The sequence below is a fragment of the Mesorhizobium sp. B2-3-2 genome, from assembly GCF_006442295.1.
GTDB lineage: Bacteria > Pseudomonadota > Alphaproteobacteria > Rhizobiales > Rhizobiaceae > Mesorhizobium.
In genome coordinates this window covers 1-13042 of the sequence record NZ_VFWA01000019.1, presented here as the reverse complement: position 1 = coordinate 13042, position 13042 = coordinate 1, and the positions used below count along the sequence as shown (strand labels likewise).

Annotated in this window: 14 protein-coding genes; 4 read left to right on the top strand and 10 right to left on the bottom strand. The window is 63.6% G+C overall.

Going from position 1 to position 13042, the window contains the following annotated elements; genetic code table 11:
• Window positions 1–26: 26 nt before the first annotated feature.
• Both FJ964_RS27465 and FJ964_RS27460 read right to left on the bottom strand, forming a co-directional pair.
• Window positions 27–338 carry a hypothetical protein gene (locus FJ964_RS27465; protein WP_140553552.1) on the bottom strand — a complete coding sequence of 104 codons (312 nt, stop codon included), beginning with the start codon at window positions 336–338 and terminating at the stop codon, window positions 27–29.
• A gap of 4 nt (window positions 339–342) precedes the next feature.
• Window positions 343–906 (bottom strand): XRE family transcriptional regulator, encoded by a 564-nt coding sequence (locus FJ964_RS27460; protein WP_140553550.1) that lies wholly within the window; start codon window positions 904–906, stop codon window positions 343–345.
• A 154-nt stretch (window positions 907–1060) separates the two neighbouring features.
• Between FJ964_RS27460 and FJ964_RS27455 the strand changes: the two genes are divergently transcribed.
• On the top strand, window positions 1061–2893 hold the full coding sequence (locus tag FJ964_RS27455) for an ATP-binding protein (protein WP_140553686.1): 1833 nt from the start codon (window positions 1061–1063) through the stop codon (window positions 2891–2893).
• 222 nt (window positions 2894–3115) lie between these two features.
• Here the strand turns inward: FJ964_RS27455 and FJ964_RS27450 are convergent, their stop codons facing one another.
• Window positions 3116–3907: a GGDEF domain-containing protein gene (locus FJ964_RS27450; RefSeq protein WP_140553549.1), complete on the bottom strand. Its 792-nt coding sequence runs from the start codon at window positions 3905–3907 to the stop codon at window positions 3116–3118.
• Between the two features lie 106 nt (window positions 3908–4013).
• Window positions 4014–4985: a tRNA (adenosine(37)-N6)-dimethylallyltransferase MiaA gene (miaA, locus tag FJ964_RS27445; RefSeq protein ID WP_224713396.1), complete on the bottom strand. Its 972-nt coding sequence runs from the start codon at window positions 4983–4985 to the stop codon at window positions 4014–4016.
• Here miaA and serB point away from each other — a divergent pair.
• Together serB and FJ964_RS27435 are read left to right on the top strand one after the other, a co-directional pair.
• The gene (serB, locus tag FJ964_RS27440; RefSeq protein ID WP_140553545.1) at window positions 4969–5856 is read left to right on the top strand and encodes a phosphoserine phosphatase SerB; all 888 of its coding nucleotides are present in this window, start codon (window positions 4969–4971) and stop codon (window positions 5854–5856) included. The two genes, miaA and serB, sit on opposite strands and share 17 nt — an antisense overlap.
• The gene (locus tag FJ964_RS27435) at window positions 5853–6425 is read left to right on the top strand and encodes a GNAT family N-acetyltransferase (RefSeq protein ID WP_140553543.1); all 573 of its coding nucleotides are present in this window, start codon (window positions 5853–5855) and stop codon (window positions 6423–6425) included. Before serB ends, FJ964_RS27435 begins: the two co-directional genes overlap by 4 nt.
• Before the next feature lie 39 nt (window positions 6426–6464).
• Here the strand turns inward: FJ964_RS27435 and FJ964_RS27430 are convergent, their stop codons facing one another.
• The 6 genes from FJ964_RS27430 to FJ964_RS27405 form a co-directional block, all read right to left on the bottom strand.
• Entirely contained in the window at window positions 6465–7979 is a 1515-nt protein-coding gene (locus FJ964_RS27430; RefSeq protein WP_140553542.1) for a DegQ family serine endoprotease, read from the bottom strand.
• Window positions 7980–8123: 144 nt separating this feature from the next.
• Window positions 8124–8309 (bottom strand): DUF2065 domain-containing protein, encoded by a 186-nt coding sequence (locus FJ964_RS27425; protein ID WP_140553540.1) that lies wholly within the window; start codon window positions 8307–8309, stop codon window positions 8124–8126.
• Between the two features lie 6 nt (window positions 8310–8315).
• Entirely contained in the window at window positions 8316–9281 is a 966-nt protein-coding gene (locus FJ964_RS27420) for a protease modulator HflC (protein WP_140553538.1), read from the bottom strand.
• On the bottom strand, window positions 9281–10402 hold the full coding sequence (hflK, locus tag FJ964_RS27415; RefSeq protein WP_140495337.1) for an FtsH protease activity modulator HflK: 1122 nt from the start codon (window positions 10400–10402) through the stop codon (window positions 9281–9283). Before hflK ends, FJ964_RS27420 begins: the two co-directional genes overlap by 1 nt.
• Before the next feature lie 166 nt (window positions 10403–10568).
• On the bottom strand, window positions 10569–11087 hold the full coding sequence (locus tag FJ964_RS27410) for a dihydrofolate reductase (RefSeq protein WP_140553537.1): 519 nt from the start codon (window positions 11085–11087) through the stop codon (window positions 10569–10571).
• Window positions 11087–12097, bottom strand: a complete 1011-nt coding sequence (locus tag FJ964_RS27405) for a DUF4424 domain-containing protein (RefSeq protein ID WP_140553535.1) — start codon at window positions 12095–12097, stop codon at window positions 11087–11089. The genes FJ964_RS27410 and FJ964_RS27405 overlap by 1 nt, the downstream gene beginning before the upstream one ends.
• A 124-nt stretch (window positions 12098–12221) precedes the next feature.
• Here FJ964_RS27405 and cobF point away from each other — a divergent pair, with 124 nt between their 5' ends.
• On the top strand, window positions 12222–12986 hold the full coding sequence (cobF, locus tag FJ964_RS27400) for a precorrin-6A synthase (deacetylating) (RefSeq protein WP_140553534.1): 765 nt from the start codon (window positions 12222–12224) through the stop codon (window positions 12984–12986).
• Window positions 12987–13042 lie beyond the last annotated feature (56 nt).

Genomic DNA, 13042 nt, shown 5'->3' with positions numbered 1-13042 from the left:
GAAGGATCGATATGGTCGAACTGGCGTCAATCGAAAGCGCTGAATCGCCTTCGCTTGCGTGCCGCCTTGATCGCGGCGATGCGTTCGGTGTCCTCTTCCTGAAGGTGGCGTCCACGCTCGAGGAGTTCGAGCGTGTATTCCTCATAGGTGAGTCCCAGCCGTTCCGCCTTGTCCACGCGCATCAGCATGACGTCGCGGCTCGGTGCTTTCCACGCCTTGGCATGCGCGGCCTGCCAGGCCAGGAAAACATAAGGATCGCCCTTGCCCCATGGCGGCCCCTTGTAGTCGTCGAGCGGCGGTCCCCCATTGTGGGAGCGCTTCGGACGTGTCGCGGCCATGATGTCAGCCCCTGACCAGCGCGACGAGGTAGTCGGCGCCCGCCTCGAGTGCATGGAAGGTGCAGTCCGACGGCGCGCCGAGCGCCAGACAGTCGCCGGGCTCGAGCCTGTGCACCAGATCGCCCTCGGTGAATTCGAGCCGTCCGGAGATCAGCCATATCTGCTGTTTGATGAAAGCGTAGGACGCCGCGGGCAGGCTGACCTTGGCGCCCGCCGGCAGATGAACCCTGATCAGTTCGAGCGGCATGTCGCCGGCCGGCGAAAGATGCCGCCTGACATAGCCGGTGTCGGGATCGCGCCAGACGGGCTGCGCGTCAGCCCGCAGCAAGCCCCCACCCTGCAATTCCGCGCGTGCGATAAGAGTCGACAGCGTCATGCCGAAGGCGGCGGCGATCCGCACCAGGAGCGCTGCCGTCGGGCTGGTCATGCCGCGCTCGATCGTGCTCAGCATGGCTTTGGAGACGCCGGAGCGCTCGGCGACCTCGGCCAGGGACCAGTCCCGTATCGTCCTCTCGGCGTGTATCCGTCTGCCGATTGTCGAGGAGATGTCGTTCGATATATCGTCCATTCGTCTATTATAACGAAAACCGATCGCTGGAAAAGAGCCTTGTCGCGACAATTTTCGCCGGCTTCTTAATCCTCCCTACACCATCCGGCCACACTCGACCTTAACCCCGTTCCCGTAGGCTTCGACGTGAGGGAAAATGGGGATTGGCCTGTCCATGTATGTCGAACGCGAAGCCTCCGTCGGAGAACCGACATCGCAGGAGCGCCGCAACGCCGAACAGAACGACAGGCGCATCCTGGGCAATGTCGTGCAATGCGACGGCGCGCGGGCCACCATCAGCGCCTTTGCGGACGACGTCGACGGCGCGGTGACCGGCCTGTGGACGGTCGGCAAGATGATCTCGGTCAATCTCGGCACGACGCGCACCGTCGGCCTGGTCTATGCGATCGGCAAGTCGGATCGCGCCTGGAACAGCGAAGGCCAGAACGCCATCGAGGTCAGCATTGAGCTGATCGGCGAAGTGCGCGACGGCGCCGAGCCCGGCTCCAAGCCGATCTTCGATCGCGGCATCACCACCTATCCCCATATCGGCGCCATCGCGCACCGCATCCGCAGCCGCGACCTGCAGGCCGTCTACGATCTGGCCGGGCGTCATTCGATCACCATCGGCTCGCTGTCCCAGGACGAGGCGATCGCCGCCAACATCGCCATCGACGACACGCTGGCGCGCCACTTTGCCATTGTCGGCACCACCGGCGTCGGCAAGTCCACCGCCGTCTCGCTGCTGCTGCGCAAATCGATCGCGGCGCGGCCGGATCTGCGCATCCTGATCCTCGATCCGCACAATGAATTCGCCGCGTCGCTGCCCGAATATTGCGTCAAGGTCGATTCCAAGACGCTCGACCTTCCGTTCTGGATGTTCCGGCTCGAGGAATTCGCCGAGGTTCTGTTTCGCGGCCGCGAGACCGTGCCCGACGAGATCGATGCGCTGCGCGACCTCATTCCGCTCGCCAAAAACCTCTATCGCAACCCCAATTCCGGTGCCTATCTCAGGCGCGGCAGTGATGCGCTGACCGCCGATACGCCAGTGCCCTACCGCATTGCCGATCTGCTCAAGCAGATTGACGAGCGTATGGGCATGCTCGAAAGCAAGAACGAGCGCCCGACGCTCAAATCGCTGAAGACGCGCATCGAATCGGCGGCAGCCGATCCGCGCTACCGTTTCATGTTCAACTCGCGCCTGATCGAGGACACCATCCACGAGACGATCGGCAACATCTTCCGCGTGCCGCATAACGGCCGCCCGGTGACCTGTTTCGAAATGGCCGGCATGCCGTCCGAAGTGGTCAATTCCGTCTGTTCGGTGCTGGCGCGCCTGGCGTTCGACCTTGCGCTGTGGAGCGAGGGCAAGCTGCAGCTCCTATTGCTGTGCGAAGAAGCGCATCGCTACATGCCGGCCGATGCGCGCCTCGGCTTCGCGCCGACAAGGCACGCGCTGTCGCGCATTGCCAAGGAAGGCCGCAAATATGGCTGCTATCTCGGCGTCGTCACCCAGCGCCCGGGCGAACTCGACCCGACCATCCTCTCGCAGTGCTCGACCTTTTTCGCCATGCGGCTCGCCAATGAGCAGGACCAGGCGATCATCCGCTCGGCCATCGCCGACTCGTCCGCCTCCACGCTTGCTTTCCTGTCGTCCATGGGCCAGCGCGAAGCGATCGCCTTCGGCGAAGGCGTGGCGACGACGATGCGGCTGAAGTTCGAGAGGCTGCCGGCTGAACTGATCCCCGGCACGGCCAAGCGCGAACAAGCCATGTCGTCGAAAACCGGCGACGATGTCGATCTGGTGACGATCGTGGAACGGCTTCGCAACGTTCCAAAGCCGCAGCAGCAGGCGATGGCCTTTGCCGAAGTGGTCGATTCTGGCCGCCAGGCTGGCGATCCCGACTACCGCAAGCCGCCGGCCGCACGCGTGCAATCGGACGATGATTTCGACATGCGCTACGGCCTCAAGCCCGCCACATTCGGCATGCGCCCCCAGAACGATTGAGCCTGCAAGCTCTTTGACGACCGACCGGGAAGCCGCACACAAGCTTCCAAGGGCTTCACATCATCGAACCAGCTTGGTTAAATCCCGAAAGGGAATTCATCAGGCCGGATTGGATGGCGTGGTTTTCGAAAAGCCGGAGCGGAGCGGACATTCAGTCCGTGAGCGCCGGAAGTCGAGAAAGCCGCGTCAGGCAACCGGCCTCATGAATTCTTCTTCGGGATTTCAGGCGCAGACGCGGTTGCGGCCCTGCCTCTTGGCCTCGTAGAGCTGGCGGTCGGCGCGGCGATAGAATTCTTCCGCCGTCTCTTTGCGGTCCCAGACGGCAAGGCCGACGCTGGTGGTGATCTTGAGCCGGACATTGCCCGAGAGAACCGACATGTTGGCGATCGCCTTGCGGATGCGCTCGGCGAATTTCGACAACAATTCTGCCTCCATGTTGGGTGTGACCACGGCGAATTCCTCACCGCCCAATCGCGCCACCACGTCATGGTAGCGCGTCATGTCCTTGAGACAGCTGGCGACGGCCTTCAGTACCTCGTCGCCGACGTCGTGGCCATGTGTATCGTTGACCTGCTTGAAATGATCGAGGTCGAGGATCATCAGCCCGACGGGTTTCTCGATGCGTTTGAACTCTTCGAGATATTCCTTCAGCGCGTCGTCGAAATAGCGCCGGTTCTGCATGCCGGTCAGGCTGTCTGTCAGCGCCGCATGTTCGAACGTCTCGGAGCGGGCGCTCAGCGACACGGTCATGGCGCGCAGCTTGCCTTCCTCCGTCGCCTGCTTGCGGATCAGCGGGTAGATGAAGAAGATTCCGAAGAACAGCGCGGTCGCGAGCAGCACGCCCGTCGCGAAAAGCAGCTTGTTGAGGTAGATGACCTTGTCCAGGCCGGCGGCCGTGTGCAGTTCGGTGGCAAAGGATTGCAGCAGTCCATAGGCATGCAGCGTCACCAGGCCGGCGGCCAGGATCACGAAGATAAAGACGAAAAACGCCGATTCCGCCTTGTGGAAACGCATCTGCTCCCCGATGGAAAAATGCCCGTCGACCTTATGGCATGGCGGGCCTTACGGAGGGTTAATTTCGACAACCACAACGAGAACCTTTCCGTGAAGGATCAGCTTTCTAGGTTGCATTAGCAACAAGCGTTTGGATCGTGGTTTCGATATCGTCACCAGGGTGCAATCTTTGCCATTCCGGTCCTAGCTGGTGCCGAAACCAGGTCGTCTGCCGCTTGGCATATTGCCTGGTTGCGATCTTGGCGCGCTCGATCGCCTCGGGAAAACCAGATTGTCCGGCCATTGCCGCTTGCAGTTCACGAACGCCGATCGCCTTCATTGCCGGCAATTGCGGATCGAGACGAAGCGATGCGAGTTCCCTGACTTCGTCCAGCGCGCCCTTGGCCAGCATCTGGTCGAAACGCCTTTCGATGCGTCCGACCAGAGCGGCGCGGTCCGGCTCGATGACGAAGAAGCGAGCCGTCTGTCTGTCGATGAGCGGCCGGCCCCGCGCGGCCTGCCAGTCCAGGATGGAGCGGCCGGAAGCGTCGAGCACTTCGAGCGCCCGCACGATGCGCTGGCTGTCGGTCGGCTTCAACTGGGTGGCGGCCCTGGAATCCTCTCGCAGCAGGATGCCATGCAGTTTGACGGCGCCTTGCTCCTTCAACTCGTAGCGCCAACGGTCGCGCACCTGCCGCGGAATGTCGGGCATTTCCGAAATGCCCTCGGCCAGCGCGCGAAAGTAAAGGCCGGTGCCGCCGACGAAGATCGGTCGCCGCGAGAGCGCGCCGTCTTCGATCAGCCTCGTCACGTCGCGCAGCCACGCGCCGGTCGAGTAGGCGATGCCGGGATGGACATGCCCATAGAGATAATGCGGTGCCCGAGCGAGGTCGGCCGCCTCCGGCCGGGCGGTCAACACGTCGAGAACCGAATAGGCCTGCATGGAATCGGTGTTGATGATCACGCCGCCTGTACGTTCGGCCACATCGAGCGCCAGCGCCGACTTGCCGCTGGCGGTCGGCCCGGCTATCAGGATCGCGTTCTTCACGCGGCCTTCGCCCGCATCCGCACCGGAATTATCGATGCCGCTTGTCGCCACGCTTGTTTCCCATCCCGCCGATCGTGCCTTGTCGCCATCGCTTGCGAATATGGCCTCACGGTCGGTGGGCGCAAGCACTGTTCGCTGGCTGGCCGAAGACATTGCCTGCGATCTCGCACTGCCGGCGAGCACGCAAGCCGACGAGGCGACCGCCGGTCTGCGCGCGGCGCTGGCCGCCGAGCCGATCGACGTGATCGTCCAGCAGTCGGCAACGCGCCGCAAGAAGATCCTCATCGCCGATATGGATTCGACCATGATCGACCAGGAATGCATCGACGAGTTGGCCGACGAGATCGGCGTCAAGGAGCACGTCGCGGCGATCACCGCACGATCGATGAATGGCGAGATCGCCTTCGAGCCGGCCCTGCGCGAGCGCGTGGCGTTGCTCAAGGGGCTCGATGCGGCCGTGGTCGATCTGATCGTTGCCAACCGGTTGACATTGGCCTCCGGCGGCCGCGCGCTGGTGCAGACGATGCGGGCCAACGGCGCCTGGACCGCACTGGTCTCGGGCGGCTTCGAGGTCTTCACCTCACGCATCGCCGCCATGCTCGGCTTCCATGAAAACCGCGCCAACCGCCTGCTCGAACAGGATGGCCTCTTTGCCGGGCTGGTCGGCGAGCCGATCCTCGGCCGCGCCGCCAAGGCCGAGGCGCTGATCGAGATCACGGCGCGTCTCGGCCTCACCCCGGCCGATGCCATTGCTGTCGGCGACGGGGCCAACGATCTCGACATGATCCGCCTTGCCGGCACCGGCGTCGCGCTGCATGCCAAACCGATGGTGGCCGCGCAGGCAAAGGTTCGCATCGACCATGGCGACCTGACCGCATTGCTCTATCTGCAAGGCTATAGGCAGGAAGAATTCGTGCAATGAAGCCGATGCGCACCGAACGCCTGATCCTGCGCAACTGGGAGGATCGCGACCGCGAGCTGTTCCACCGCATCAATTCCGACGAACGCGTGATGGAGTTCTTCCCCTTCCGTCGCGACCGTGCCGCAGCAGACGCCAAGATGGACGAATTGCGGGCCATCATCGATCGGGACGGCTATGGCTTTGCCGCCGCCGAGATCGCCGCATCAGGTCAATGCATCGGCTTTGTCGGGATCACCGGGACCGACCATCTGCCATTTCTACCCGCCGGCACCATCGAGATCGGCTGGCGGCTGGCGCCCGAATTCTGGGGCAAGGGCTATGTCACGGAAGCTGCCGAGGCATGGCTGGCCTACGGCTTCGAAAAACTCGGCCTTGGCGAGATCGTCTCCTTCGCGGTCGCGAACAACCACCGCTCGACCGCCGTCATGGAGCGCCTCGGCATGACAGCCGATCCATCCGCCGATTTCGACTATCCCGACACTCCCGACAGCCACCCCGCGCTCAAGCGGCATGTGTTCTACAGGCTGACGAGCAAGGATTGGCAGACAAGAAAAAGGGCGGCTCGCTAACCGCCCTCCTCAATCAGATTGTTGCAGGCTGTGCCGGATTCAATCCATCCGGATCGTCACAAACCTCAGCTCACCGGTCTTGGACGCCAGCATCAGCAGTGCGTTCTTGCGTCCCTGCTCCTTCAGCGCGCCGATCCGATCCATCACATCCTTGGGCGTGGCAACCGATTCCTGCGCGATTTCGGTGATCACCTCGCCCGGCTGGATGCCGCGTTCAGCCGCGGCCGAGTCCTTGGCAACATCGGTGATGACGACGCCCGAAACATCGGCGGCGATGCTGAACTTCTTGCGCGTATCGTCGTTCAGTTCGCCGACGGTCATGCCGAGCACCGAGGCCGTCGAAACCGCCGGCGCCTTGTCGCCCTTGTCCTGGTCGGTGTTGCCGTTTTCGCCGCTGGCGAGCTTCTCGCTGTCCTCGAGCCGGCCGAGTGTCACCTTCACCGTCTGCTCGACACCCTTGCGCACGATCAGCACGTCGACCGCCTTGCCGACCGGGCTCTCCGCGACCACACGCGGCAGGTCGCGCATTTCGTGGATGTCCTTGCCGTCGAACTTGATGATGACGTCGCCGGCCTGGATGGTGCCGTTGTCGACCGGTCCACCCTTGATGACGCCGGCGACCAGCGCGCCCTTGGCGGTCGCCATGCCGAGGCTCTCGGCAATATCGTCGGTCACCGGCTGGATGCGCACGCCAAGCCAGCCGCGCCGCGTTTCGCCATATTGGCGCAGTTGCTCGACAACGCCCGATGCGAGCTGCGAGGGGATGGAGAAGCCGATGCCGATCGAGCCGCCGGACGGCGAAATGATCGCCGTGTTGATGCCGATGACCTCGCCGGCGCTGTTGAACAGCGGCCCGCCCGAATTGCCGCGGTTGATCGCGGCATCGGTCTGGATGAAGTCATCATAGGGGCCTGAATTGATGTCGCGGTTACGCGCCGAGACGATGCCGACCGTGACCGTGCCGCCGAGGCCGAACGGATTGCCGATCGCCATCACCCAGTCGCCGACGCGCATCTTGGTGGAATCGCCGAACTTCACCGCCGTCAGCTTGTGGCCCTTCGGATCAACCTTGAGCACCGCGACATCGGTCTTGGTGTCGGTGCCGACCAGCGTCGCCTTCAGGGTGACTCCATCGGAGAAATTGACCTCGATATCGTCGGCATCGGCGATGACATGGTTGTTGGTGACGACGATGCCTTGCTCGGCGTCGATGACGAAACCGGAGCCGAGCGACTGCACTTTCTGCGAGCCATTGTCCTTGTCGCCGCCGCGGTTCTTGAAGAAATCGTCGAAGAAATCCTGGAATGGCGAGCCTTCGGGGAGCTGCGGCATCGGCACCGCGCCCGGACCTTCCGTGCCCTTCACCGTCTGCGAGGTCGAGATGTTGACCACCGCGCCGAGCAGGCCTTGCGCCAGGTCGGCCACCGAAGCAGGCCCATCTGCGGCCATTGTCGGCGTCACGAAGGCTGGAACGACCACGGTGCCCAGAAGAAGCGCTGCCGCGCCGGCGACGAAAGTGCGTCGAGCCGCGCGCAAAAGGGTGTTGGATGTCATCGAGAAGCCTCCCGGCATTTCTGAAAGAGAAAAGCGCTTCGACGAAAACGCCGTGTCGCGCCATGATGGCAAGAAATAAGGCACGTTTGCGGCTGTGGCTATCGGCAGAGTGTAAATCCCGCGTTATTGCGCAAACCGCCGCTCCTATCCTCGAACCAGCCAGACGACGCCGACGCCGGCTCCGATCGCCACCAGCCCGGCAATCCGCAATGCATTCTCCGGCAATGACAGCACCTCGCCCGCCAGCTTCCTGGCGAAGCCGGGAAAGCCACCATAGACCAGGCCCTCGATGACGAGGACCAGGCCTATTGCCGCGAAGAAATCCTGCACCGGCCGCTACTGGCCGGTGCTGGGCGATACCGCGGGCGCCGTCGCCGGGGCGGCAGGTGCCGGCTGCGGAGCCGCCGGCCTTGCCGGCGCCTCCTTGCCATCAGGGTCGCGGAAGAAACGGAAGAACTCCCAATTCGGCGACAGCACCATTGTCGTGCCGGTGTTGTCCAGCGCCGTGCCATAGGCGTTCATCGACCGGTAGAAGTCGAAGAACGCCGGATCGCGCTGATAGGCCTCGGCGAAGGTGGCGCTGCGCTGCGCCTCGCCCTCGCCGCGCAGGATTTCGGACTCCTTCTGCGCTTCCGCGATGATCTCGACCACCTCACGGTCGGCGCGGGCCTTGATGCGCTGCGCCGCCTCGTTGCCGCGCGCCCTCAGCCTTTCGGCCTCGGCCAGACGTTCGGCCTTCATGCGATCGAAGGTCTGCTGCGAGACTTCGGCGGTGAGGTCGGTGCGGCGGATGCGGACATCCTCGATCTGCAGGCCGAGCGAGGTGGCGTCGGGCCGTAGCTGATCGCGCACTTCGCGCATCATCACCGCGCGCTCCTCCGAAAGGGCGGCCTCGAAGTCGCGCAGACCGTAGACCCGGCGCAACGCAGCGTCGAGACGCGTCCTCAGCCGCGCTTCGGCGAGCTCGATCTGGCCGGATACGGCGGCTCGGAAGACACGCGGATCCGAGATTCGGTAGGCGATGAAGGCATCGACCTCATAGAACTTGCCGCCTGACACCTGAACGCGGATGTTGTCGAGGTCGAAGCGCAGCACCCGGTTCTCGATCAGCTGCACCGTGTCGGCGTCGAAGAACGAGAACGGCGCCTTGAAGTAGATGCCGGGTTCGGTCTTGACGTCGACGATCTCGCCGAACCTCAGCACCAGCGCCTGCTGGCGCGCATTGACCACGAAGACCGACGAATAGATGAGGAACAGGATGACCGCCGCGATGACGACGATGACAGGGAGACGGTTGGCCATCACTGGTTACCTCCCGTCGTCGCGCCAAGGGGGGCCGGAGCCGGCGCTTTCTGCTGCAATGCCGGCAGCGGCAGATAGGGGACAACCCCCTGCCCGTTGCCTTGCTCGACGATCACCTTACCGGAGTCCTTCAGCACCTTCTCCATCGTTTCCAGGTAAAGCCGCTTGCGCGTCACATCGGGCGCCTTGGCATATTCGTCATAGACGGAGATGAAGCGCTGGGCCTCACCTTCGGCCTCCTGCACCACCCGGTTCTTGTAGGCGGCCGCGTCTTCGCGGACCTGTGCGGCCTCGCCGCGAGCCTGGCCGAGCTTCTGGTTGGAGTACTGGTTGGCCTGCTCGACGAACTTGTCCTCGTCCTGCTCGGCGCGCTGCACCTCGTCGAAGGCGTCGGCGACCTCACGCGGCGGCGCCGCGTCCTCGATCGAGATGGCGTTGACCTGGAGCCCGGCCTTGTAGCCGTCGAGCGTGGTCTGGATGATCTCGCGCACCGAAGCCGCTATGCCCTGGCGGTCGTCACGGAAGATGTCCTGCGCCGGCCTGCGGCCGACGGCCTCGCGCATCGCGCTTTCGGCGACCTGCCGCAGCATGCCGTCCGGGTCGGAGACGTCGAACAGATAGGCGCGGGGATCGGAGACCTGGTAGGCGACCGAGAACTGCACGTTGACGATGTTCTGGTCGCCCGAAAGCATCAGCCCTGACGTGTTGCCGCTGGACGCGCCACCGCCAATGTCGACGAGCTGCTCGGAAATCTTGGCCGTTTCTACGGTTTCGAGCGGCCACCAGTGGAAATGCAGGCCGGGCTGCGACAGTTCGGCCTTCGGCTTGCCGAAGCGCAGCTCGACCGCGACCTCGTCGGGCTGCACGGTATAGACTGCCTGGAACGCCCATAGCACGACCAGCGCCGCGCCGATCAGCCCGAATATGGCCGGACTGGCGCCGCCGCCGCCGGGCAGCGCGCGCCGCAGCCTGTCCTGGCCACGGCGGATGATGTCCTCGAGGTCGGGAGGCGAGCCTTGCGGGCCGCTTGGCCCCTTCGGTCCCTGCCCCCAGGGCCCCTGATTATTGCCGCCGCCGCCCCATGGGCCGCCGCCACCGCCACCTTTGTCGTTCCAGGGCATGAATGTCCTTTCGCTTGGAATTCCCTCAAGCGCCGGTGCTGTGGCGCAAATCCAGTCTTGTTCTTCTATAGGGACGCCACCGTGCGCTTTCAACGCGATGCTCTGCCGGCATCATCGGTTTTGGACCGGTCGCGACCCTTTGTCGTCTTAAAACGCCTTTTTTCTTTCAATGGCTCTCGCGGCGTCGCTCGTAAACCGTATAGCGCGTCGCGTGGCTGTCCTTTTCGCCGGCCGGGGTCTCCTGCGAACTGACTTCGCGCCAGCCTTTCGGATCGATCGGCGGGAAATGCGCATCGCCGTCGACAGCGGCCAGCACATGGGTGACGTGCAGCCGGTCGGCCAGCGGCAGCGCTTGCGCATAGATTTCGCCGCCGCCGATGACGCAGACCTCATCCACCCCGCTCATGCAACGTCCACGCACATCAGCCAGCTGGATCGCGTTCTCAAGCGTATGCGCCACTTCCACGCCGTCAGCGCGCCAGGCCTTGTCGCGGGTTACGACGATGTTGAGCCTGCCCGGCAGCGGCCGGCCGATGCCTTCATAGGTCTTGCGGCCCATGATGATGGGCTTGCCCATCGTATCTGCCTTGAAGCGCTTGAGATCGGTGGAAAGCCGCCAGGGCAGCCCTCCGTCCCGCCCGATGACGCCGTTCTCGGCGATGGCGACATAGATTGCCACGTGCATCAGTTGCCGTTCCCGTTGTCCGTTGGATCGAGGATGAGTATGTCGATGTCGCGCTCGGGATAGAAATCCTCAGCCGTCATCTCGAAGCTCGTCGGCCCGACCTTGCTGACATTGTCGCCGCAGAACGAGACCAGCGCTTTGGGGTTGCCCTTGTCGACGGTCAGCTTGAACTTGCCGATGCTGCCCGCCGCCCAGTTGCCGCCGGTGGTCAGGATATAGGCGATGCGGCTTTCGTAATATTTGGGGTAGCCGTCGGGATCGTTCTTGGCAGCCTTGCGCACCGCGCTCTCGAACGTGTCATCCATGCAGTAGCGGGTCTTGTAGGTAGCGTACTGCCCCTGGAATTTGCCATCGTAGAAGAAGCTGACCGACGAGGTGCCGCCGACGCTCGGTTTGTAGCGGTGCGAGACATGGACGTCCTTGTTGGCCGGAAAGGTCGAGCGCCACCAATAGGTCGAGCGCAATTGCCAGAACGGTGCATAATTGGGTTTCGCGCCAGCGCTGTCATCGACAGTGTCCTCGATGATGATGCCGCGGGTGACCCAATCGTCGGCCACCGTTTGCGGCAGCTTCGCGAGCGCGGCCTTTGCCGCTTCACCGAACGGGTTGAACGGCACGTTCTGCGCCTTCAGGTCGGCACTGATGTCGATGCCGAGCGCGAACGCCTTCTGCTCGAGCTCCGGTTTTGTCGCCGCGCCGTCGATCGTCACCTCGAAGCCGAGGAAATTGTCGCTCTGGTTTTCGGGGATCGCCGGCATCTCCTCGGGATCGCCGGAGATGTCGGGCATCGAGAAGGCGACGATCGCGTCGACGTCCTTGTCGGTGTTGTTGTGGAAGACGTAATCGACGGTCACCTTGTCCGGCGAGATGAAGAGGTCCTCGCTCTGCATCGCCACGGCATCGCTGCGCGACAGGACCAGGCCGCCGGTGCCGAGTTCGGCAATGGAATCATTGGCGAGCGCGGATGCGGCCGACAAGGCCAGCACCGTGGTCAGAACATATCGCAACATGAAAGCCCCTCGGCGAGAATGTCGCGATGACCCTAGCGGTTTCAACGTGGCGTTTCAAAGCCCTTCCGCAGCCGCGCCACGCCAGTCTGGACTAAAGGGTTGCGATCGGGCAGGAGTTCGCGTCATGCGCAAGCTTCTCGTCATCGGCATCGGCGCCGGCAATCCCGACCATATGACCGTGCAGGCCATATCAGGCCTCAATCGGGCCGACGTGCTGTTCATCCCCGACAAGGGTGCGAAGAAGAACGATCTTGCCGAACTGCGCCGTCACATCTGCGACCGTTTCGTCACCAACCCGAATTCCCGCCGCGTGGAATTCGACGTGCCCGTGCGGGCCGAACCAGCGCCTTCCTATCGCTCGACTGTCGATGACTGGCACGAGGCGATCGCGGCCATCTATGAAGACCTGATCCGCGACGAGATCGCCGAGGACGGCTGCGGCGCCTTCCTGATCTGGGGCGACCCCTCGCTCTACGACAGCGCGCTGCGCATCCTGGAGCGCGTGCGCCTCAGGGGCAACGTCGCCTTTGAACTGGAAGTTATTCCCGGCATCACGGCCATCCAAGCGCTCGCCGCCAGCCACGCGACGGCGTTGAACCGTATTGGCGATTCGATCCTCATCACCACCGGCCGCCGGCTGACGGATGAAGGCATGCCGCAGAATGCCGGCAGCGCCGTCGTCCTGCTCGACGGCAAATGCGCCTTCAACACGCTCGCCGACCGGGACCTTTTCATCCAATGGGGCGCCTATCTCGGCACGCCGGACGAAATCATCGTCTCCGGCCGCCTCGGCGATGTCGGCGCCGAAATCGAAAGAATCCGCGAGGAAGCCCGCCGGAAGAAGGGCTGGATCATGGACACCTATTTGCTGCGGAAGGGAGGGGAGTAAAATTCCAACGCGCCCGAGTTGGTCTGCCCTACTCCCCTACTCCCCTACTCCCCTAC